This is a genomic window from Sphaerisporangium rhizosphaerae, assembly GCF_042665155.1.
Taxonomy (GTDB): domain Bacteria; phylum Actinomycetota; class Actinomycetes; order Streptosporangiales; family Streptosporangiaceae; genus Sphaerisporangium; species Sphaerisporangium rhizosphaerae.
Genome location: NZ_JBHTCG010000005.1, coordinates 195,428 through 217,394, shown reverse-complemented (window position 1 = coordinate 217,394; position 21,967 = coordinate 195,428). Strand labels below are relative to the sequence as shown.

Here is a 21,967-nt window from a genome sequence, read left to right as displayed (position 1 = left end):
ACACCGTTTCCGGGGGATCCTGAGTTCATGGACGCGATCGACGTCATCGTCACCAAGCGGGAGGGCCGCGAGCTCTCCTCCGAGCAGATCGCCTGGGTGGTGGACGCCTACACCCGCGGCGAGGTCGCCGACGAGCAGATGTCGGCCCTGGCCATGGCGATCCTGCTCAACGGCATGGGCCGGCGCGAGATCGGCCGGTGGACCGAAGCCATGATCCGGTCCGGGGCGCGCATGGACTGGTCCGGGCTCGACCGGCCCACCACGGACAAGCACTCGACCGGCGGCGTGGGCGACAAGATCACGCTGCCGCTCGCTCCGCTCGTGGCCGCCTGCGGCGCCTACGTCCCGCAGCTTTCCGGGCGCGGCCTCGGCCACACCGGCGGCACCCTGGACAAGCTGGAGTCGATCCCCGGCTGGCGTGCCTCCTTGTCCAACGACGAGATGCTCGCGGTCCTGCGGCGGGCCGGCGCGGTGGTGTGCGCCGCCGGCGACGGGCTCGCCCCCGCCGACAAGAAGCTCTACGCGCTGCGCGACGTCACCGGCACCGTCGAGTCGATCCCGCTGATCGCCTCGTCGATCATGTCGAAGAAGATCGCCGAGGGCACGGGCGCGCTCGTGCTCGACGTCAAGGTCGGCTCGGGCGCGTTCATGAAGAACGTCGAGACGGCCCGCGAGCTCGCCCGCACCATGGTCGACCTCGGCACCGACCACGGGGTCACCACGGTGGCCCTGCTGACGGCCATGGACCGCCCGCTGGGCCTCACGGTCGGCAACGCCCTGGAGGTGGCCGAGGCCGTCGAGGTGCTCGCCGGCGGCGGCCCGTCCGACGTCGTGGAGCTCACCGTGCTCCTCGCCCGCGAGATGCTGGCCGCGGCAGGGGTGAGCGGCAAGGACCCCGCGGACGCGCTGAAGGACGGCTCGGCCATGGACGCCTGGCGTCGCATGATCGGCGCGCAGGGCGGCGACCCGGACGCCGGACTGCCCACCGCCGCCGAGACCACGCAGGTGACGGCGCCGTCCTCGGGCGTCCTCGCCGCCCTGGACGCCTATCAGGTGGGGCTGGCCGCCTGGCGCCTCGGCGCGGGCAGGGCACGCAAGGAGGACGCGGTGTCCTTCGGCGCGGGCATCACCCTGCACGCCAAGCCCGGCGACGTCGTCCGCGAAGGTCAGCCCCTGCTGACCCTCCACGCCGACGACCCGTCCCGCTTCGACCGGGCTCTGGAAGCCCTCACCGGCGCCTATACCGTCTCTGACGCGCCCGCCCCGCTGCTGCCGCTGGTCATCGACCGCGTCACCGCCTGACCCGCCGACGGTCGCGCATCCCGCAACGACCCTGAGGACCGTGCGCGGCCCTCCAGGGCGGTGCGTTCGGCGGCGTGTCGGCCCAGCCGCTTCGGCTCATAGACGGTGAACAGCACGCGGCGGTGCTGGACGTGGGCCTTGATCTCCCGCGCTGGAGGGAGGGACGCGGTCCCGTCGACCTGCGGGTTTCGGAAGATGGTCCTGTTCGGAAGATGGTCCTGTTCGGAAGATGGTCCTGTTGGGAACGGTGTCTCAGCCGTCGGCGGCGAGGCGGTCGAGCCATTCCTTCAGCAGATGCTGTTCCGCGCTGCTGAGGGTCGTCTGTTCGGGCAGCGCGGCGCGTAGGGCGCGGGCCGCGCCGGCCGGGCCCGAGTCTCGCACGGCGGGCTCTTGGGTGGTCACGGCGGCGACCATGGATTCCCGGAGAGTGGTCAGCAGGGCCGGGTCGCGCCGGTCGTCGGGCAGGGTCAGCCAGGTGAGCACGGCACCGCGCGCCGTTGCGTGGATGAGGGTGACCGCGAGTTCTTCGTCGACGCGAAGCCAGCCGCCGACGGCGAGGCGTCGGATACGGCTCATCAGGATCTCCACGCCGGCCTTGAAGGCGGCCGACGTCTCTTTCGCGGGCTCGCTGTACATCAGCGTGTAGAGCGCGGGATTGGCCAGGCCGAACTCGACCGCCAGGTCCCAGCCTGCCCTCAGGTCCTCGACGGGATGCCGCGAATCGGGGGCGGTGTGCTTGGTCTCGAGAAACCTGGCGAAGCCGTACTGGGCCACCGCGTCGAGCAACCCGTCCTTGTCGCCGAAGAGGCGGTAGATGGCCGGTGGTTGCACTCCTGCCGCGACCGCGACCGCGCGAGTGGTGACCGCGTCGCGACCCTCGCGGGCCAGCAGGCCGGCGGCGGCCTCGATGATCCGCTGCCGGAGCTGCTCGCGGCCCAGGGCCGCGGTGTCGGATTCGACGGCGGTCACGCCGTCCCCGCCGTGTGAACTCGGTGCCATTTTCCAACGATACCACGACGGTGTTTCCATTGATATTTCCGGTGATACTGTATCGGTGGTTCCAATGGAAACGGCAGGGTGAAGGAGCACGAATGCCAGACAAGATCAAGATCGTGGCACTCGAGGAACACATCGCTCCACCCGCGCTGCTCGACGCGTGGGCCAAGGCGGGTGTGCCGCGAATCCCGCAGCTCGGCTTCGGCGACGAGCCCTTCGCGCGGCGGTTGCGGGACTTCGGGGAGGCGCGTCTGGCCGACATGGACGACCAGGGCATCGACGTCGCGGTTCTGTCCCTGGCCTCACCGGGCGTGCAGAACCTCGCGCCCGAAGACGCCGTCAGCGTGGCCCGCGAGGTCAACGACACGCTGGCCGAGATCGTCGCCGGGCGGCCCGACCGGTTCCAGGCCTTCGCCGCCATCCCCACCGCGGCGCCCGAAGCCGCCGCGGCCGAACTGGAACGCGCGGTCACCCGGCTCGGCCTCCCCGGCGCGATGCTGTACGGACGAACGGGGGACAAGCCGGCCGACGCCCCGGAGTTCGACGACCTGTACGCCACGGCCGAGCGCCTCCAGGTGCCGCTGCACTTCCATCCCCAGACTCCGGTCCCCGAGGTTCTCAGGGCCTACTACTCGGGCTTCGATGACGGAGCCGGGCTGGCGCGCAGTACCGGGATGACGCTCGCGACGGCGGGCCTGGGGTGGTACTACGACCTGGGTGTCCAGTATCTACGGATGATCTTCTCCGGCGTTTTCGACCGGCACCCCGGATTGCAGGTGATCGCGGGACACTGGGGCGAGGTCGTCCTGTTCTACCTCGACCACACCGGGGTCATGGCGCACAACGCCAAGCTGGAGCGCCCGCTCGCCGACTACTTCACGCAGAACTTCTGGGTCTGCGGCAGCGGCACGGTCAGCGAGCGCTACATGAGGTGGACCTCGGAGGTCGTCGGAACCGGGCGCATGATGTACTCGACCGACTACCCCTACACCTTCGGGACCCGACCTGGCGGATTCCCCTTCCTCGACACCGCCGGAGGGGTCGCCCGCTCGTTCCTCGAACAGGCGCCCTTCACCCGCGAGGAAAAGGCCGCGATCGGGTCCGGCAACTGGGAGAAACTGACCCAGCGCATCAGGGTGCGCCGCGAACACGACTCGGCTTGACGCTCCGCCTCGGCCAACCGTCAACCCCCACGCTTGTCCCCGAACCGGCGCGAACCGTAGTGGCGAAGATCCACCCCGGTCTGAGAAACCCGAGTAACAGGAGGTCAGACCCAGGTTCTCCCTGGGGGTCAGTGGGGGAGGTCGGTGAGGGAGGTGTTGAGGACGGCGCGGTGGGTGGGCAGGGCCTGGCGGTGGCGTTCGATGCCGGCCTCGGTGATTTGCACGAACACCCCGCGCCGGTCGACCTCGCACATGTTGCGGCACACCAGGCCGGCCTTCTCCAGGCGGGAGATCAGGCGCGAGAGGGCGCTCTGACTGAGGTGGACGGCGTCGGCGAGTTCCTGGACGCGGTACTTGCCGTGGTCGGACTCGACCATGCGGTCGAGGACCTCGAAGTCGCTGACACCGAGCCCATGCTTGTCGCCGAGCTCGCGCTCGAGCGCGCACCAGGTCGTGGCATGACAGGCGAGGATCTCCCGCCATGAGCTCACGACATCGACATCGTCGTCCATGACCTGACTGTAGCATGCGTCGTCAATAAATGCACGGGAATTAAATGCTTGTGCATTGAATGTATGTGCATGTACTGTCCTGTCCCATGTCCCTCACCTCACATGACCAGCGTTGGGATGCACGCCTCTGGGGGGCGCTGACCGTGCTCAGCGCCGTGATCTTCCTCGATGCGCTCGATGTCTCGATGGTGGGAGTGGCCCTACCGTCCATCCAGGCCGACCTCGGCCTGTCCACCTCCACCCTGCAGTGGGTCGTCAGCGGGTACGTCCTGGGCTACGGCGGCCTGCTCCTGCTCGGCGGGCGCACCGCCGACCTGCTCGGCCGCCGCAGGGTCTTCCTGACCGCCCTCGCGGTCTTCGCCGTGGCCTCGCTGCTCGGCGGCCTGGTCGACAACGGCAGCCTGCTCATCGTCGCCCGGTTCATCAAGGGCATCAGCGCGGCCTTCACCGCGCCCGCCGCGCTGTCGATCATCACCACGACCTTCGCCGAAGGCCCGGCCCGCAACCGGGCGCTGAGCATCTTCACCGCCTGCGGCGCCAGCGGCTTCTCCCTCGGCCTCGTCCTGTCCGGTTTCCTCACCGAGCTGGGCTGGCGCTGGACCTTCCTGAGCCCGGTGCCGGTCGCGATCATCGCGCTCGTGGCGGGCTTCAGGCTCCTGCCGCGCCACTCCGGCGAGGAGCGCACCCACGGAGGCCACGACCTGCTCGGCGCCGCCACCATCACGTTCTCGATGCTGCTGTTCGTGTTCGCCGTCGTGCAGGCCCCCGAGGCCGGCTGGGGCTCGGTGCGCACGCTGGCGAGCCTCGCGGGCGCCGTGGCCCTGCTCGCCCTGTTCGTCGTGACCGAACTGCGGGTCAAGCACCCGCTCGTCCGCCTGGCCATCCTGCGCTCGGGCCCGCTCGTGCGGGCCAACCTCGGACTGGTGGTCCTGTTCGGCTCCTACGTCAGCTTCCAGTTCGTCGCCATGCAGTACTTCCAGAACCTTCTGGGCTGGACCGCGCTGCACACCGCCCTGGCGTTCCTCCCGGCGGGCCTGCTCGTCGCCCTGACCTCCACCAAGATGGGCGACTTCGCCGACCGGTTCGGCACCGCCCGGCTGATCGCCATCGGCTCGGTTTCCCTGGTCGCCGGGTACGCCGTGTTCCTCGGCGCGGGGGAGCACCCGAGCCTGGCCACGATGGTCATCCCCGGCATGCTGCTGCTCGGCATCTCCTTCGCCCTCATGTTCCCCTCGCTGAACATCCAGGCCACCGCGGGGGTGGCCGACGACGAGCAGGGTCTGGCCTCCGGGCTGCTCAACACCTCCGGCCAGGTCGGCGGCGCGCTGATGCTCGCGGTCGTGACCGCCGTGGTGACCGCTCACGGGGGCGCGGTCACCATGCCGGCGATCAGGTCCTCGTTCGCGGTCTGCGCGGTGATCGCCCTCATCGGGCTCGGCATCGCCCTGACCGGCCTGTTCGCCCGCCGCGCGACCTCCCCGGCCGCGAAGGCCGAGCAGGAGGGCGGCGACCTGCCCGTCCTGGAGAACGCCTGATCCAGCCGGCTCCGAGACCAGGCCGGTCCGGACGGCCTCCCCCTCCCTGCGCCCTCATGACGTCCCCTCGTCCGTCCAGGCCCTCGGTGCGCACGCGCCGGGGGCCTGGCGCGTGCGGTGGCGTCCTTCCGGAGGTCAAGGGGCACATCGGACACATTTTCGGGTTACGGAGTTTCTTCGCGAACCTGTGAGGCATTCTCGGGGTCAAAGGAGTAGGCGCATTCAGTGGAGGAGCCGAGGCCATGAACAGGATCGCCGTCGCAGCCGCCCTCCTGCCCGTGGCCCTGGCCACCGCCGCCTGCGGCGCGGCGCCCGGGTCCGACACCTCCGCGAGCAGCACGCCCGCCGCGTCCTCGCCGGGCCCCGCTCCGGCGTCCCCGGACCCGTCCATCTCCTCACCGGCCGTGACACCAGCGGTGACGCCCGTCGTGACGCCGTCCGGGCGGACCGTCCCGACGCCGGGCGAGACGGGCGGCGTCCCACCGGTCAGCCGGACGCCGACCGCCGGCGCGAGCGAACCGCCCGCGCCCACGAGCACCAGGCGGGTCGCCGTCACGCGCTCCCCCGAGAGGCCGCCCGTGGTCACGGGGGCGCGGTTCGCCGCGCATCCCGGGTTCGACCGGGTCGTCATCGACCTGCGGGGCGCCAAGACCGGCTACAGCGTCGACTGGGTGCGCAAACTGTACGAGGACGGCTCGGGCAAGCTCGTGGACATCAAGGGCGGGGCGTACCTGCAGGTGATGCTCAAGCCCGCCAACGCCCACACCGAGAACGGCAGGCCGACCTTCCCCCGGACGCCCGTCCTGCGGCCCGGGCTGCCGAACCTCCTCGGCGTCGTGCGCACCGGCGACTACGAGGGCGTCGTCACCGTGGCGCTCGTGCTGCGCGAGCGCGCCGGATTCCGCGTCTTCGAGCAGTCCGACCCCGCCCGCCTTGTCATCGACGTCGCCCACTGACGCCCGGCGTCCGCCCCCGATCCGCGGCCGGCGGAGCCGGGCGGACACCGCCCTTGGGCGGAATTGGACATAGTTCTCATGTACGCCTCCTAGACTGGCCGCGTGGTACGCAGAATCGCGGGCGCGACCCGCATCCCGGTCCCGGGTGGGAAGGTCATCGACGAGTACGTCGGACGGGTCAACACCGGCGACGACCAGGTGTCCATCGCCCACATGGTGGCTCCGGCGGGATGGGAGGAGCCCGCCCAGACGCCCGAGTTCACCGAGTACACCCTCGTGCTGCGCGGCACCGTCGTGGTCGAGCACGAAGGGGGCACGACAGAGGTGCACGCCGGTGAGGCGATCACGACCCTGCCGGGCGAGAAGATCCGCTACACCGCCGGCCCCGAGGGCGCCGAGTACGTCGCGGTCTGCCTGCCCGCGTTCTCGCCCGACACCGTGAACCGCGACGAATGAGCCGGGGCTCCGGCAGACCACTCTCTAGGATGTTGCGATGACTCAGCAGCCCACACGTGACGGCATCCGCAAGGCCCCGAAGGTCCTCCTGCACGACCATCTCGACGGCGGCCTGCGGCCGCAGACGATCATCGACCTGGCCCGCGAGACCGGATACGACAGGCTGCCGAGCAAGGACGCCGACAACCTGCGCGAATGGTTCCGCGAGGCGTCCGACTCGGGGTCCCTCGAACGCTACCTGGAGACCTTCGACCACACCGTCGGGGTCATGCAGACGCGCGAGTCGCTGATCCGCGTCGCCGCCGAGTGCGCCGAGGACCTCGCCGACGACGGAGTCGTCTACGCCGAGGTCCGTTACGCCCCCGAACAGCACACCTCCGGCGGGCTCAGCCTCGACCAGGTGGTCGAGGCCGTTCTGGAGGGCTTCCGGGTCGGGTCGGAGGGGCGCGGCATCCGGGTCGGCACGCTGCTGACCGCGATGCGCCACCAGGCCCGGTCCATGGAGATCGCCGAACTGGCCGTGCGCTACCGCGACGTGGGCGTCGCCGGGTTCGACATCGCCGGCGCCGAGGCCGGGTACCCGCCCACCCGCCACCTGGACGCCTTCGAGTACCTCCAGCGGGAGAACGCCCACTTCACCATCCACGCGGGCGAGGCGTTCGGGCTGCCGTCCATCTGGCAGGCCATCCAGTGGTGCGGCGCCGACCGGCTCGGGCACGGCGTGCGCATCATCGACGACATCCAGGTCGCCGAGGACGGCACCGCCAAGCTCGGCCGGCTCGCGGCCTACGTGCGCGACAAGCGCATTCCGCTGGAGATGGCCCCCACGTCGAACCTGCAGACCGGCGCGGCCTCGTCGCTCGCCGAGCACCCGATCGGCCTGCTGCGCCGCCTGTACTTCCGGGTCACCGTCAACACCGACAACAGGTTGATGAGTGACACCAGTGTGTCCCAGGAATTCGCCAACCTCGTCGAAACCTTCGACTACGGGTGGGACGATCTGCAGTGGTTCACGGTCAACGCCATGAAGTCGGCGTTCATCCCGTTCGACGAGCGGCTGGCGCTGATCAACGGTGTTATCAAGCCGGGCTTCGCGCAGCTCAAATGGCAGGCGTGAGCAGTGCGCGGGAGGCGTTAGCGTGGTGACCGCCTGCTGAACGGAAAGGTAGCGGTGAGCGAGCGGTGAAGCCACAGGTCTTCCGGTCCAAGATCGCATGGGTGCTCGGCTGGGTGTGGATGGTGTTCGCCGCGCTGAACACGGCCGACCTGATCGCCCACGGCAGCATCCCGTCGGCGCTGGTCGCGGGCGCGGTGCTCGCGGTGCTCACCGCCGCCGTCTTCGTCGGCTGCCTGCGCCCGGCCGTCCTCGCCCGCGAGGACGGCATCTTCGTGCGCAACCCGCTGCGCAACTACTTCGTGCCGTGGAAGGCCATCGACGGCATCCACGTCTCGCACGCGATCATCATCGAGTCGGGCGACGACAGCGTGCGCTGCTGGACGCCGCAGGCGAGCGCCCGCGAGCGGGCCAAGGCCGTGCGGCGCGGCACCGCCGGCGTCCCCGCCAAGGCCGGGCGCTACCCCAGCACCCAGCCCCAGCTCTCCAAGGCCGAGCACGCGGCGGCGCAGGCCATGGCCGGCCGCACGCATGCCGACTGGGTCGCCCAGCAGCTCACCGAACTGGTCGAGAAGAAGTCCCGCACCGCCGGCGAGCGGGCGCCCCTCACCGCCACCTGGTCCCCCTCGGCCCTCGGCGCCCTGGCCGCCGCCCTCATCCTGGTCATAGCCGCCCTCATCACCTCCTAGAGGCCCAGGGCGGCGGTGAGGTCGGTCTTCAGGGCGTCCAGGTCGCTCGCCGCCAGCGTCCTGGCGTCGGAGACTGTGCCGGTCACCGGGACGACGACCTCCAGGTAGCACTTCAGCTTCGGCTCGGTGCCCGAGGGGCGGACCACCACGCGGGCGTCGCCGTCCAGCCGGTAGCGCAGCCCGTCCGTCGGCGGCAGGCCGTCCACGCCCGCGCTCAGGTCCTCGACCGAACCGACCGCCCGCCCGCCGAGCACCTGAGGCGGCCGGGAGCGCAGCCGTTCCATCGCGGCGGCGATGAGCGACAGGTCGGCGACCCTGAACGAGAGCTGCGCGGTCGCGTGCAGGCCGTACCGCTGCGCCTGCTCGTCCAGCAGGTCCAGAAGCGTCTTGCCGTCCCGCTTGGCCCGCGCCGCCATCCCCGCGACGGTGAGGGCCGCGCCGATGCCGTCCTTGTCGCGCACGGGCAGCCCCTGGTCGGACCCGACGCTGTGGCCGAGCGCCTCCTCGTACCCGTAGACCAGCCCGTCGCCGGCCTTGACGATCCACTTGAAGCCGGTGAGCGTCTCGGCGTGGCGCACCCCGTGCGCTTTGGCGATCTTGCCGAGCAGGGACGAGGACACGATCGACTCGGAGACCAGGCGGTCCGGCGCGGTGGTGTGCTCGATGACGTACTCGCCGAGCAGCCCGCCGACCTCGTCGCCGGTCAGCATGCGAAAGCCGCCGTCCCGCGTGGGCACGCCCACGGAGCAGCGGTCGGCGTCCGGGTCGTTGGCGATGACCACGTCGGCGCCGGCCTTCTCGGCCAGCCGCAGCGCCAGGTCCATCGCACCCGGCTCCTCCGGGTTCGGGAAGGCCACCGTCGGGAAGTCGGGGTCAGGGGCGAACTGGGCCTCGACCACCGCGGGCGGCTCGAACCCGGCGACGGCGAAGGCTTGCAGCAGGAGCTCCCCGCCCACCCCGTGCATCGGGGTGTAGACGGTGCGCAGGTCGCGATCGTCCCCGATCGGCAGCGCGGTGATCGCGGCCAGGTACGGCTCGACGATGTCCGCCTCGCTCAGCGTCCGCCACTCCTGGCCCAGCGGCAGCCGGTCCACCGGGCCGACGGCGTCGATCGCCGCCGAGATCTCCACGTCGAGCGGCGGGACGATCTGGGCGCCGTCCCCCCAGTAGACCTTGTAGCCGTTGTCGCGCGGCGGGTTGTGCGAGGCGGTGACCATGACGCCGGCGTCGGCCCCAAGGTGCCGCACGGCGAAGGCGAGCACAGGGGTGGGCCAGTGGTGGCCCATCAGCGAGACGCGCAACCCCGCCCCGTTCAGCACCGCCGCCGAGTCGCGGGCGAACACGTCGGAGTTGTGCCGGGCGTCGTACCCGATCACGACGTGCCCGCCCGGCCCCAGTCGCGCGGCCAGCCCGGCGGCGGCCCGCATGACGGTCACGCGGTTCATCCGGTTCGGCCCCGCGCCCAGCTCGCCGCGCAGCCCGGCCGTGCCGAACTCCAGCTTGGCCCCGAACCGGTCCTGGAGCGCCGCGGTGTCGCCGCCGTCGAGGATCCGCCTGAGCTCCTCCCGGGTCTCAGGGTCGGGATCCTGCGCCAGCCACTCCTCCGCCCGCCGCACGAGATCGGACATCGAACCCCTTCGCTCGCATCTCTCTCAGAAACCATCCGCGGCCCGGCCGCCCGCCCAAGGTGCCCTACAGCTTGTTGACGACCTTGGCGAGCAGGACGCCCATGCGGGCCGCCGTGGCCCTGCCGACCTCCAGGACCTCCTCGTGGTTCAGCGGCTCGCCGGCCAGCCCGGCGCCCGGGTTGGTCACCAGCGAGATGCCCAGCACCTCGGCCCCCGCCTCGCGCGCGGCGACGGCCTCCAGGACGGTGGACATGCCGACCAGGTCCCCGCCCAGCGTCCGCAGCATGCGGATCTCCGCCGGGGTCTCGTAGGTCGGCCCGCGGAAGGCGACGTACACGCCCTCGGCCAGCGACGGGTCGGCCTCGCGCGCGAGCTCGCGCAGCCGCCGCGAGTAGACCTCGGTCAGGTCGATGAAGGTCGCGCCCATGATCGGGTTGGCGCCGGTCAGGTTGATGTGGTCGCTGATCAGCACCGGGTCGCCGACGTCCTGCGTCTCGGGCCGCAGCCCGCCGGCCGCGTTGGTCAGCACGACCGTGCCCGCTCCGGCCGCGACGGCCGTCCGCACGCCGTGGACCACCGGCTCCACGCCCCGGCCCTCGTACAGGTGGGTACGGCCCAGGAAGATGAGCGCCTTCCTGCCCGACTCGGTCTCGACCGCCCTGACCTTTCCGGCGTGGCCGGCCACCGACGGCGCGGCGAACCCCGGCACCTCGGTCACGTCGTGCTCGGCGATCGTCGTCCCGATGGCGTCGGCGGCCGGGACCCACCCCGACCCCATGACCAGCGCGACATCGAAGGACTCAACCCCGGTGAGTGCCTTCAGCACCCCCGCCGCCTCCGCGGCCAGTGAATAAGCGTCTTTGCTCACGTTTCCCGAGGCTACAGCTGAGTTGCCGCGGCCGGCACATCACGGGACGTGCGTGCACTCGGCCAACCCGCCGGCGAGTCCGCTGGGGCCGGCACGCGCTTGCACCGGTCGTGTCCCACGGCCGCCTGTACTCCCTCTCTCGGGTTGCCGTCGCGCCTTCTTCGACGGTCCTGGCATATCAACCCAGCATTTCGCATTGTTGGTCCGTTGTCTGTGGACGGGCTATCCGGCTCCTCTGTCCCCTGATTTTATGTTGGTCGGCCATCGTGTGATCACTTACCGTGATTAGCGACTTCCGGTAAGCCACCTACCGTCACGCGTGTTCGCCTTAACGTGATGTGATGCACATCACAATTGATTTGACGGCCCTATTTACATACGTTCCAACTGTTCCGCACTGGGGTTGAACCACCTGCCGTGAGCGACGGGGTAATCGTCCGTGACGACGCCTTGCTGTTTTGCGTGCCCAAACGGAGGGACGCCGTATGCGTCGTTCAGGGTCCCGTCGGCTGATGAACGCCATTCTCGCGATCCCCGCCGCACTCGCGATACTCATTTCAGGGGTCGGTGTTCCCGGAGGGGTGGCTCCCGCCGCCTCCGCGAACTCCACCAAGGGTGTGGACGTCGAGGTGTCCGCGGAGGCGGTGGCGAGCCCCGTGCAACAGTCGGGGTCCACGGCGGACCGGCCGCACTTCGTGCCCGCGGAGACGACGGCGGCGGCTATCGGGGCGACCCCGAAGGCGGCCGCCGGTGGTGAACGGCCGTCCAACGCCCTGCCGCTACGGTCTCCCTGGCCCGCTGGGAGAACGGCGAGCCCACCGGCGAAGGTGCTCAAGCACCGGGCGGACGAAGTACGAAGGCTGGTCGGGCAGGCGCGTGCGGTGAACCGCTTGCCGGGGAATGGTGATGCTCTGCGGGAGCAGCTACTGCTCCGCGGGGTGACCACGACGTCGGCTTCGGCGTCGGCGGCTCGTCCGACGCTGCAGTGGACCTATCCGGGCAATAACGGCGTGGTCACATCGCCCACCCCGATAGTCGCCGCGTACGGCACATCAGCGGTTCCGGCGCCTCAGGACTGGGTGTTCTACTGGTTCACCGTCTGCCCATCGGTCGGCGGTCAGCCGGCTCCATACGAACAATGCGCTAAGTCTCCGACGATCAGCACATACGACGCTTCCTCCGTCGGTACATGGCAGGTGCCGGCAGGCATCTTGAAATGGGGAAGCGATGCCTTCTGGTATGTCCAGGTCTCGGATACCCAAGGCGGGTCGACGATCTCCGACACCCAGAAATTCAGCATTGTCGTACCGCAGCCTCGAATCAACGCCGATCTCACCAAGAGCTCGCATGGACGAGAGTTCAACGCGCTCACCGGCAACTACACCTCGACCGTCACAGACGCGTCGGTGAGTACGGTCGGCCCTCCGCTCAGCGTCGCGCGCACCTACAACAGCGCGGACCCTCGCATCGGCGCCTTCGGCGCCGGATGGTCCTCGCGCTGGGACACCAGACTGGTCGCCGAACCGTTGAGCGGAACAATTCTGCTGACCCGGCCAGACGGTTCCCAGGTCAGGTTCGGTGACAGAGGTGATGGCACCTACGCCGCTCCGGAGGGTCTCTACTACACCCTCGCGACGGTGAACGGTGGTGGCTGGCGGCTCATGGACAAGTCGGCGATGTCGTACCTCTTCGACGCCGCGGGCCGCCTGACCAAGCTGGCCGACGCGCGGGGAAATGGCCAGGATCTCACCTACGGGACCGACGGCAAGCTGGTCAAGGCCACCGCGCCGGGCGGACGGTCGCTGACCTTCACCTGGGACGGCGGACATGTGGCCACCGTGGCGACCGACTCCGTCAATGGGCAACCCCTGACCTGGAACTACTCTTACACCGGTGACAAACTGACCCGCGTATGCGGGCCCGGCGGCTCCCAGAAGTGCACGGTGTACGCCTATACCGACGGGTCCGCCTATCGGAGCACAGTGCTCAACGCGGTCCCTCTGCACTACTGGCGCCTTGGCGAGACCGGGAGTGCGGGTGGCTTCTCCTTGGCCGAGGACGAAGGCTTGGCCCGATCCTACGAGGCCCAGTACACCACCGGAGGTATGACAGGTGCTCCAGGCGCGCTAGCGGGTTCGACCGACACCGCGGCCACCTTCAATTACGGTTCCAGCTACGTCGTTCTACCCGATAACGGACTCAATCTCCTCGGTGGCCGTCTGGCTTTCGAAGCATGGTTCAAGACGACCGGGTATGGAACCATTCTTGGCACGCAGGACACCCGCCTTGACTTTAATATTTACGCGAACTACAGCCCGGTTCTTTATGTCGGCAAGGATGGCAAGCTTCGTGGCGCCTTCCCAGGGACCGCTCTGGTCACCTCTTCAGGGGTCGTCAACAACGGCGCATGGCACCATGTCGCGCTTTCCTCGACAGGCAGCTCCCAGACTCTTTACCTCGACGGTGCGGCGATAGGAACGAAAACCGGCGCCGTCGACCTCAGCGCCCAGCGGTACGCGCAATTGGGAAACGGACAGACATCATCGAACTGGCCGTCCACCACGACCACCAACGCGCAGTTCCCCTTCACCGGCCAGATCGACGAAGTGGCCGTGTACGACAAGGCGCTCAGCGCGGCCCAGGTACAGGAGCACTACGCGGCCCGTGCCACGATCCCCCAGCTCACCACCACCACGCTCCCATCGGGCCGGGTCTGGGCGAACAACATCTACGAGACAGTCAAGGGACGCCTGGCTACGCATGTCGACAACAACGGCGGCTCGTGGAAGATCAGCCTTCCCGGCGAGAATCAGAACACCGGGAACACGACCATTACGGTGACGGACCCGCACAACGGCGCTCTCAAGACGGAGTTCGACCCTGTCTTCTTCCGCGCCGTCCAGTCGACCGATCAACGCGGCGAGTCCGCCTCCTACGAGTATGACACCGGTGGATTCCTCAGCAAGATCACTGACCCGAACGGCCATGCGACCGAGCTCACGCATGACGAACGCGGCAACGAGCTGAGCGCGAAGAAGTGCCGGTCCACGGAAAGCTGCCAGACCACGTACGCCTCGTACTACTTGAACGCGGCAGACAAGTTCGACCCGCGCAACGACCAGATGACCGCCTACCGGGATGCGCGATCGACCACCAGTACCAGCAACACCTACGCCACCACGTGGGAGTACACGACCTTCGGCGAGAAGTCCAAGGAGACCACGCCGGCCACCAGCGACTTCCCCAACGGCCGCTCGACCATCTACGCCTACACCGACGGCACGGAGCCGGCGGACGGCGGTGGCAACACCCCTGCGGGACTACTGAAGAGCCAGACCGATCCCAAGGGGAACAAGCGCGAGTACGCCTACACCTCGGCGGGTGACCTCGCACAGGTCACCGAGCCGACGGGCTTGGCGACGAAGTTCGGCTACGACGCGGTCGGGCGTGCCGTCACCCGCACGGAGACCTCCGCAGGCCGGGCGCCGGTCTCCACCGCCTACGCCTACGACGCCTTCGGCCGTACAAGCAAGATCACAGGCGCCGGCGTGAAGAACGAGGTCAGCGGGGTCACCCACACCGCCGAGACGCGTTACACCTACGACGACGACGGCAACAGGCTGACCGAGACGCTGGCCGACCTCACCGGCGGCGACCCGGCTCGTACGACGACCTACGACTACGACACCTACGGTCGCGTGGAGAAGGTCACCGGCCCCGAAGGCGGGACCAGCCTCACCGCCTACGACCACATGGGCAGGGTCGTCAGCACGACCGACGCGGCCGGGGCGACGTACGCCTACGGCTACACGGTGCGCGGCGAGCCCGCGGTCACCACGCTCAAGGGGTGGACCGGCAGCCCGACCAGCCCCGAAACCGCGCGCGACGTGGACGTGGAGTCCTTCGCCTACGACCCGGGCGGGCGACTGGAGTCGCGCAAGGACGCGATGGGACGAGTCATCCGGTACACGTACTTCGGCGATGACCTCCTCGCCACCGAAGTCGCCGATGACGTCAAGCTCAACTCCGCCACGACGACCACGGTGGACGTGGAGCTGACCTCCTCCATCTATGACGCCGCCGGCAACCTGGTCCGGCAGGACGCCGGAGGCGGCAAGACCCGCGTCGACTACGTCTACGACGCGGCCGGCCGGCTGACCTCCTCCACCCTCGACCCGGCCAAGCTGGCCAGGAAGTCCGCCTACGTCTACGACGCCAACACCAACGTCACCCGGCTGAGCTGGACGGCCGCCAACACCACTCGCACGGAGATGGAGTCCTACCGCTACGACGTCGCGGACCGGCTCATCGAGAAGACCGTCGAGAACGGCGCCACGGACCTGACCACGTCCTGGACCGTGGACGACCGCGGCCTGGTCACCGAGGTCACCGACCCGCGAGGCAACGTCACCGGCGCCACGCGCGCGGACTACACGACCACGATGGCCTACGACGCGCTGGGCAGGACCGTCAAGCTGGAGGGCCCGCCGGTCAAGGTCGAACGCAACGGCGGCGCCGCGACCACCGAGCGCCCGACCTCGCTGTTCGGTTACGACACCGCGGGCGAGCAGACCCACGAGACCGCGCCCGAAGGCCGGACCAGCGTCACGAGCTACGACAGGGCAGGAAGGGTCACCTCAGTCACCGGGACCGCCTACACCCCTCCGGGCGGCACGACCCTGACACCTCAGGCGTCCTACGGCTACGACGCGGCGGGGCGCGTCACCTCGGTCACCGATCCGCGCGGCAACGTCTCCAACGCCACCTACGACGTGCTGGGCAGGACGGTGCGCATCACCGACCCGCCAGCCTCGACGGGGGCCGCTCGCGGCACCTGGGACTACACCTACGACCTCAACGGGGAGCGTCTCTCCTCCACCGATCCGACCGGCGCCCGCATCGAGGCCACCTACGACGACCTCGGCCGCCAGGTGACGCTGACGCAGATCGAGCGCAAGCCGACCACGGTCGCGCTCGTCACCGTCGGCGAGTACGACACCGCGGGCAACCTGATCGCCGTCAAGCGGCCGGCCGGCAACCGCAGCACCGCCTCGGTCAACGCGGCGGGCGAGGTGGAGACCGAGACCGACCCCCTCAGTCACTCCACCACGTTCGGCTACGACCTGAGGGGACGGCCCGCCAAGGTCACCGACGCGCTCGGCAACGCCACGACCGCCGAGTACGATCTCGCGGGCCGGAAGATCGCCGCCAAGGATCTGAACTCCTCCGGCACGGTGCTGCGCACCTACGGCTTCGACTACGACGAGGCGGACAACCTGACCGCCCAGACCAGCCCGGAGGGCCACGTCACCCGCCGGTCCTACGACGCCGCCGACCAGGTCACCCAGCTCGTCGAACCCGTGTCGGCCACCAAGAACATCACCACGAGCTTCGGCTACGACGCCGCCGGGGCGAAGACCCGTACCACCGACGGGCGGGGCAACGCGTTCCTGACCACCTACAACACCCTGGGCCGGGTGGAGTCGCGCATCGAACCCTCGACCCAGGCCCACCCCGGCTTGGCCGACCGCACCTGGACCATGTCCTACGACGCGGCGGGCAACCAGACCGGCGTCCTGCAACCCGGCGGGGTCCAGATCACCGACACCTACGACAACCTCAACCGCCTGATCACCGAAGCGGGATCCGGGGCCGAGTCCGCCACCCAGAGCAACACATTCGGGTACGACCTCGCAGGCCGACGCACCAGCGCCAACGATCTCAACTTCACCTTCAACGACCGCGGCCTGCTGCTGAAAACCGCGAAAACGGGGACGTCAGGCGACCTGTCGTCGTTCGGGTACGACGCCAACGACCGGCTGTCCCAGCGTACCGACGCCTCCGGCTCGGCGACGTTCACCTACGACACCGCCGACCGCCTGAAGACCTTCAGCGACCCACTGACCGCGACCACGTTGACCTACGGGTACGACAACGCCGACCGGCTCACCGGCATCGACCACGGCACCAGCGGCCCGAAGCGCACCTACTCCTACGACCCCATGGACCGCCTCACCGGCGACACCCTGAAGACTTCGGCCGGCGCGGCCATCGCCTCCATCACCTACGGCTACGACCGTGACGACAACCTGACCACCAAGACCACCGCCGGCACGGCGGGCGCGGGCACCAACACCTACACCTACGACTTCAGCAACCGGCTGACCTCCTGGGCCGCCCCCGGCGGCGCCGTCACCGACTACGCCTGGGACGACTCCGGCAACCGCGTCAAGGCCGGCGCCAAGACCTTCACTTACGACGAGCGCAACCGAATGACCTCCGGTGACGGGACGACGTACACCTACACCGCCCGCGGGACCACCGCGAGCGAGACCAAGGACGGCGTCACCAAGCTGCTGAAGTTCGACGCCCTCGACCGGATGACCAGCGACGGCGAGGCGACCTACACTTACGACGCCCTGGGTCGCGTCGTCGGCCGCAGCCAAGGTGGCGTGCTCAGCCGCTACGTCTACGGCGACCTGAACAACGACATCGTCGCGATGACCAACGACGCCGGCACCGTGCAGAGCCGCTTCAGCCGCGGCCTCGACGGCGAACCCGTAGGCATCTCCGACGGTACCGGCAGCCCTCGCTTCGCCTTCGCCGACCAGCACGGCGACGTGGTCGGCACCTTTGCCACGAACGCCACCGCCCTGGCCGACTCGGTCGCCTACAACCCCTTCGGCGAAGAGACCACCAGAACCGGCGCCCGCCACGACCTCGGCTACCAGGGCGAACTCACCGACCCCACCACCGGCAAAGTCAACATGCACGCCCGCTGGTACCAACCAGGCACCGGCACCTTTGCCTCGCGTGACACATGGACCCTAGCTTCCGCCTCTTCAGCACAAATCAACCGATACGGCTATGGCAATGGGTCGCCACTCGTAAACACCGATCCTTCGGGACATTGCCTGCCATACCCATGGTGGTGCGATCTCGTCATTCCCAAGGGGGTATTAGGTCCTGAACCTTGTCAGGACCTGACGGCACATGCGCTAAGCGAGGGCAGGGGTCCTTGTACTACTGCGCCACCGCGCAATGAGCCGGTACAAGATTATTGCAATGGCGATAAGAGAAGGTGTAACGCGCCGCAACCACCCGTCAGAGACTACTGCAACGGTGACAAGAGGTATTGCAACGCGCCACATGGGAGAGACGGCGGTGGCGGTGACGACGGCGGTGGCGGTAACGATGGCGGTGGCGGTAACGATGGCGGTGGCGGCCGTGGGGGGAAGCCTGCCCCACGCGAGCCGGTCATCGACTGCCGCAACGGCCCCCAGCAGGGGTACTGCGATACGCCAGACTGGCATCAGACTCACGGGTGCGGAAAGAAATGCGGATATGAGCCGTATAATTATGCCGACGAAGACCTGGTATCGAATTGCGACCTTTGGTCCCCTGATGCGGATTGTCCCGTACCAAACCCTGACCTGGTTTCTTGCATGGGCACGTGCGGATCACCGGCGAATTGCGGCAACTCGGGCAGCGGCGGGTTCTTCGGCACGTGGTACGTCCCGTGCCCGTCCGATGGTGAACCTCGGAATCTACAAGAACTCGCGGAGGTATGCAGCGACAACATAATCTGTAATCTGACGGTTGGTGACGCCATCAACTGTCTAGCGGACCCAAACTGGCTGGACTGCATATCGGCGGGTGTCGGTGTCATCCCAGGGGGTGGGAAGCTTCTTGGTGGTGGTATCAAACTCGGCAGCAAACTGCCCAAGCTGTTGAAGCCGCTCGAGAAGTGCCTGAACAGCTTCGTCCCCGGCACCATGGTCTTGATGGCCGATGGCACTCACAAACCCATCGAAGACGTACAGGTAGGCGACCTCGTCCAAGCGACCGACCCGGAAACCGGCGAGACAGGTCCCCGCCTGGTCCTCGATCGCATAACGGGTGACGGAGACAAGAGCCTCGTAGAGATCACCGCCGACACCGACGGCGACCAGGGCAAGGCCACTGGCGTGGTCATCGCCACCGACGGCCACCCCTTCTGGGCCCCTGACCTCCATAAGTGGCTCACCGCCGCCGAACTCCGCGTCGGCCAACTCCTCCAGACCAGCGCCGGCACCCACATCCAGATCACCGCTCTCAAAAAGTGGACGGCTCCCCGAGATGTCTACAACCTGACGGTCGCCGGGCTGCACGCGTACCGGGTGAGTGCAGGGGGACGGGATGTACTCGTTCATAACTGCCAGCGGCCATGGCTGGACCACATTGGTGAAAGTCATATCAGAGAACGCCATTATGGCGGCGGAAGGTATAATAGCGGTAAGTCCACCTTCGATGACCATGTGGACCCGGAAGATCTTGTTGACGATGCGGCGGATTTCCCGGCGCGGCCTCAGAATAATGGCAGGTGCACCCGGGTGTGCGAGTCTGAGGATATTGTGGGGACCGATCAGAATGGTCTGCCCACCAAGAAGTACACAGTGGTGCAGGAGGAGAATGGGAGAGTGGTGACCGCTCATCCCGGAGAGCCGAACTGATGGGGCGCCTGTGCTGACCTTTCATGTGCAAAATCAGGCGCATGAGTCGTTGTGGGAGTTCCCCGATGACGCGCAGAACTCATTTCTCAACCTCTGTCGTCGCCTGGCGGCGAGAGCGGGTAGCGTTGTGGATCCAGTGGATCCGTATGCTGACACAATGTTCAACTTCAAGCAGTTAGACAGGTTGCTGATCGAGTTGGATGGCGCTGACGAGGGGGGAGAGATGTCTGTTGAGGAGTCGCTGATAGCGGCGCAGGTCAAGGCTGCTGCGCAATATGCGCGCCAGATAAGCGGATATCTCTTCATTCAGGGCGATTGAGCGCGTAATCTCGTCTGACGCCCTTATTGAATTCCGTGTGGGGCGCATGACCTATCTGGCGTTTCCGTACATGCGAGATGCGTGCCGGTACCAGATGATCGAGATGTTCCGCTGCTGACTTCGCGGGATGGAGACGATCCCTACGATCGGGGACAGGGGTAGGGGGCGTGGCGATTGGGGGTGCAGCAGGTGGTGTTGAGGGTGAGGAATCTGCCGGCTGTCAGCCAGATGCCCCATTGGACGTCCACGCCGCCGGTGAGTGATTCCCGGGCGTTGGCCAGGCGGGTGTCCAGGCCGATGCGGGCTTCGCCGGCCGGGTGCAGGAAGGACGGCTCGGCGGCCCTGTAGCGTTCGGCGAGCCAGGTCAGGGCCTCGTCGACAGTCCTGGGGGAGGCTTCGATGCGGTCGGCGGGTTTGAGGAGCCAGTCGCAGGTGCGCATGGGAGGCAGCGGCGAGGCGCGGAACGCGGCGAGGTCGCCGGGTGGCAGTGGCGGGCGGCGTTCGCCTTCCCGGCGCTGGTCGTCGCCGATTCCCGTCCACGAGTAGCAGTGAAAGTGCATGAACGCCCCGTACGGTGAGGATGGCTCCCGCCTGTCTGCGGCGGGCGGGAGCCACCCGGGGTGATGGTCTCGCTAGATGGTGGTCATGCCGGCGGCGCGCAGCTCGGAACCGCTGAAGCGGAGCGTCCCGGCATCCGGGTGCTTGCTGTCACGCAGGGCGAACGCGTCGTCCACGCCGGGAATCGGGGCCAACTCGACGCACGCCTCGCCCTCCTCGCCGGTGTTTCCGCCGCACATCCGGGTGAACGCGATGCCGGTGAGGTCGCGGTCGTACAGGTCGTCCATGTGCTGGTCTTCCTTCCTGATGGAGGTAGGACCGTCCGGCGGGCTCGCCGGACGATTGACGGCCGGAGCCCGTGTCCGCTCACCCGAGTCGCCGTTCTGGTGGGCGATCTCGTCCTGGACGGCCAGGGCCGTCACCAGGGACATGGCGTCGGGACGGGCCAGGCCGGGCAGTAGGCCGGCGCAGCGCTGGGCGTGGGTCGGCGGAGAGAGCCGGGTGGCATACCAGCCGCCCGGCGTGCCATCCGTACGGAAGACGCGGCGGATGCGCCAGGCGGGGTAGGTCTGCTCCAGTACGGCGATCTGCCGTTCGATCACGTCATGGAGCTCCTGCGGGAGAGCCGGAGGTGGGGTGTGGCGGGTGAGGGTGGGCAGGTGGCCGCCGACGGAGATCCGTGCGTTCGGGGACATGCCGTATGGGTCGCCGAAGGCGTGATCGAAGGAGGAAGCGGCGGGGCTCATCGTGCTCTCACGGGCACACGGGCCGGGGACAGGGCGGCCTCCAACTCGGCGTCGCGCATCAGTTCGCGAAGTTCGTGAACCGTGGTCGCTTCGACCAACAGCGGGCTGGTGTGCCAGGAGGCGATGGCGAGGAACCGCCTGCTGCCTACGCCGTAGGAGATGAACCAGGCCGGTTCCCGTTGGTCGAGTTGGGCGGCGGCGGCCCGCTGAGGCAGGTCCCAGCTTCTCGGCCGGACAGGGCCGGGAGGTACGCCGCCCATCCGGTGCCGTCCCGGTCGTCGGCTTGGCGGTGGTCCCTGACCCGGTCGCCGATTCATGGGCCGTCCGGGTCGCCGGCCCGTGAGGCGTTCTGGTCGCCGGTTCATGACGCCGCTCCGGCCGGACACGGCTCGTGCCGGTAACGAGCCGGTGAGTTGTGGTCCGGCGGTGTGGGGGGCTGGTGGGGACTCCGGCCGACCTCGATCGCCGGGGTGTGCCTGATCTTTCGCATCGGTCTGGGCTCGCCTTTCTGATCAAGGACCGGCCTGGTGCCCCAGCGTTGGGCCGGTTCGTTTTACGCAGGTCTTTCTGCCTGGTCGATGTCATAGTGGAGGAGCTTTGGGAGCGGTCCAATACGAACGTTGATGGGGTGCG

Annotated in this window: 16 protein-coding genes; 9 read left to right on the top strand and 7 right to left on the bottom strand. The window is 68.5% G+C overall.

The window, feature by feature from the left end:
* The first annotated feature begins 27 nt into the window (after positions 1-27).
* Entirely contained in the window at positions 28-1,302 is a 1,275-nt protein-coding gene (locus ACFQSB_RS09975) for a thymidine phosphorylase (protein WP_380825796.1), read from the top strand.
* 252 nt (positions 1,303-1,554) lie between these two features.
* Here the strand turns inward: ACFQSB_RS09975 and ACFQSB_RS09970 are convergent, their stop codons facing one another.
* Complete coding sequence (locus ACFQSB_RS09970) at positions 1,555-2,271, bottom strand: TetR/AcrR family transcriptional regulator (protein WP_380825794.1); 717 nt, start codon at positions 2,269-2,271, stop codon at positions 1,555-1,557.
* Positions 2,272-2,393: 122 nt separating this feature from the next.
* On the opposite strand from ACFQSB_RS09970, the gene ACFQSB_RS09965 reads away from it, so the two are divergent.
* Positions 2,394-3,461, top strand: coding sequence for an amidohydrolase family protein (locus tag ACFQSB_RS09965; RefSeq protein ID WP_380825792.1), 1,068 nt, complete (start codon positions 2,394-2,396; stop codon positions 3,459-3,461).
* 128 nt (positions 3,462-3,589) lie between these two features.
* On the opposite strand, the gene ACFQSB_RS09960 is transcribed toward ACFQSB_RS09965, so the two are convergent.
* Positions 3,590-3,973 (bottom strand): MarR family winged helix-turn-helix transcriptional regulator, encoded by a 384-nt coding sequence (locus tag ACFQSB_RS09960; RefSeq protein WP_354837314.1) that lies wholly within the window; start codon positions 3,971-3,973, stop codon positions 3,590-3,592.
* A gap of 86 nt (positions 3,974-4,059) precedes the next feature.
* Between ACFQSB_RS09960 and ACFQSB_RS09955 the strand changes: the two genes are divergently transcribed.
* The 5 genes from ACFQSB_RS09955 (at position 4,060) to ACFQSB_RS09935 (ending at position 8,723) form a co-directional block, all read left to right on the top strand.
* A complete protein-coding gene (locus ACFQSB_RS09955; RefSeq protein WP_380825789.1) occupies positions 4,060-5,508 on the top strand; it encodes an MFS transporter in 1,449 nt (482 codons plus the stop codon).
* 242 nt (positions 5,509-5,750) lie between these two features.
* Positions 5,751-6,464 (top strand): AMIN-like domain-containing (lipo)protein, encoded by a 714-nt coding sequence (locus ACFQSB_RS09950; RefSeq protein WP_380825787.1) that lies wholly within the window; start codon positions 5,751-5,753, stop codon positions 6,462-6,464.
* A 102-nt stretch (positions 6,465-6,566) separates the two neighbouring features.
* Positions 6,567-6,920 carry a cupin domain-containing protein gene (locus tag ACFQSB_RS09945; RefSeq protein ID WP_354923547.1) on the top strand — a complete coding sequence of 118 codons (354 nt, stop codon included), beginning with the start codon at positions 6,567-6,569 and terminating at the stop codon, positions 6,918-6,920.
* Between the two features lie 37 nt (positions 6,921-6,957).
* The gene (locus tag ACFQSB_RS09940) at positions 6,958-8,037 is read left to right on the top strand and encodes an adenosine deaminase (RefSeq protein WP_354837307.1); all 1,080 of its coding nucleotides are present in this window, start codon (positions 6,958-6,960) and stop codon (positions 8,035-8,037) included.
* 65 nt (positions 8,038-8,102) lie between these two features.
* The gene (locus ACFQSB_RS09935) at positions 8,103-8,723 is read left to right on the top strand and encodes a PH domain-containing protein (RefSeq protein ID WP_354837306.1); all 621 of its coding nucleotides are present in this window, start codon (positions 8,103-8,105) and stop codon (positions 8,721-8,723) included.
* On the opposite strand, the gene ACFQSB_RS09930 is transcribed toward ACFQSB_RS09935, so the two are convergent.
* Together ACFQSB_RS09930 and ACFQSB_RS09925 are read right to left on the bottom strand one after the other, a co-directional pair.
* Entirely contained in the window at positions 8,720-10,351 is a 1,632-nt protein-coding gene (locus ACFQSB_RS09930) for a phospho-sugar mutase (RefSeq protein WP_380825785.1), read from the bottom strand. The two genes, ACFQSB_RS09935 and ACFQSB_RS09930, sit on opposite strands and share 4 nt — an antisense overlap.
* 64 nt (positions 10,352-10,415) lie before the next feature.
* Positions 10,416-11,219 carry a purine-nucleoside phosphorylase gene (locus tag ACFQSB_RS09925; RefSeq protein ID WP_380825783.1) on the bottom strand — a complete coding sequence of 268 codons (804 nt, stop codon included), beginning with the start codon at positions 11,217-11,219 and terminating at the stop codon, positions 10,416-10,418.
* A gap of 512 nt (positions 11,220-11,731) precedes the next feature.
* Between ACFQSB_RS09925 and ACFQSB_RS09920 the strand changes: the two genes are divergently transcribed.
* Together ACFQSB_RS09920 and ACFQSB_RS09915 are read left to right on the top strand one after the other, a co-directional pair.
* Positions 11,732-19,711, top strand: a complete 7,980-nt coding sequence (locus ACFQSB_RS09920) for a LamG-like jellyroll fold domain-containing protein (protein WP_380825782.1) — start codon at positions 11,732-11,734, stop codon at positions 19,709-19,711.
* 157 nt (positions 19,712-19,868) lie between these two features.
* Positions 19,869-20,030, top strand: a complete 162-nt coding sequence (locus ACFQSB_RS09915) for a hypothetical protein (RefSeq protein WP_380825780.1) — start codon at positions 19,869-19,871, stop codon at positions 20,028-20,030.
* A 140-nt stretch (positions 20,031-20,170) separates the two neighbouring features.
* Here ACFQSB_RS09915 and ACFQSB_RS09910 read toward each other — a convergent pair whose 3' ends face one another.
* The 3 genes from ACFQSB_RS09910 to ACFQSB_RS09900 form a co-directional block, all read right to left on the bottom strand.
* Positions 20,171-20,590 (bottom strand): hypothetical protein, encoded by a 420-nt coding sequence (locus ACFQSB_RS09910; protein ID WP_380825779.1) that lies wholly within the window; start codon positions 20,588-20,590, stop codon positions 20,171-20,173.
* 72 nt (positions 20,591-20,662) lie between these two features.
* Positions 20,663-21,283, bottom strand: a complete 621-nt coding sequence (locus ACFQSB_RS09905) for a DUF397 domain-containing protein (RefSeq protein WP_380825777.1) — start codon at positions 21,281-21,283, stop codon at positions 20,663-20,665.
* Between the two features lie 47 nt (positions 21,284-21,330).
* Positions 21,331-21,594: a hypothetical protein gene (locus tag ACFQSB_RS09900; protein WP_380825775.1), complete on the bottom strand. Its 264-nt coding sequence runs from the start codon at positions 21,592-21,594 to the stop codon at positions 21,331-21,333.
* Between the last annotated feature and the right edge of the window lie 373 nt (positions 21,595-21,967).

Bases quoted from the DNA above. Each gene is read 5' to 3' on its own strand.
- ACFQSB_RS09965 (WP_380825792.1), top strand. From the start codon at position 2,394: ATGCCAGACAAGATCAAGATCGTGGCACTCGAGGAACACATCGCTCCA.
- ACFQSB_RS09940 (WP_354837307.1), top strand. From the start codon at position 6,958: ATGACTCAGCAGCCCACACGTGACGGCATCCGCAAGGCCCCGAAGGTC.
- ACFQSB_RS09910 (WP_380825779.1), bottom strand. From the start codon at position 20,590: ATGCACTTTCACTGCTACTCGTGGACGGGAATCGGCGACGACCAGCGC.
- ACFQSB_RS09960 (WP_354837314.1), bottom strand. From the start codon at position 3,973: ATGGACGACGATGTCGATGTCGTGAGCTCATGGCGGGAGATCCTCGCC.
- ACFQSB_RS09905 (WP_380825777.1), bottom strand. From the start codon at position 21,283: ATGTCCCCGAACGCACGGATCTCCGTCGGCGGCCACCTGCCCACCCTC.
- ACFQSB_RS09915 (WP_380825780.1), top strand. From the start codon at position 19,869: ATGTTCAACTTCAAGCAGTTAGACAGGTTGCTGATCGAGTTGGATGGC.
- ACFQSB_RS09930 (WP_380825785.1), bottom strand. From the start codon at position 10,351: ATGTCCGATCTCGTGCGGCGGGCGGAGGAGTGGCTGGCGCAGGATCCC.
- ACFQSB_RS09920 (WP_380825782.1), top strand. From the start codon at position 11,732: ATGAACGCCATTCTCGCGATCCCCGCCGCACTCGCGATACTCATTTCA.
- ACFQSB_RS09950 (WP_380825787.1), top strand. From the start codon at position 5,751: ATGAACAGGATCGCCGTCGCAGCCGCCCTCCTGCCCGTGGCCCTGGCC.
- ACFQSB_RS09955 (WP_380825789.1), top strand. From the start codon at position 4,060: ATGTCCCTCACCTCACATGACCAGCGTTGGGATGCACGCCTCTGGGGG.
- ACFQSB_RS09975 (WP_380825796.1), top strand. From the start codon at position 28: ATGGACGCGATCGACGTCATCGTCACCAAGCGGGAGGGCCGCGAGCTC.
- ACFQSB_RS09900 (WP_380825775.1), bottom strand. From the start codon at position 21,594: ATGGGCGGCGTACCTCCCGGCCCTGTCCGGCCGAGAAGCTGGGACCTG.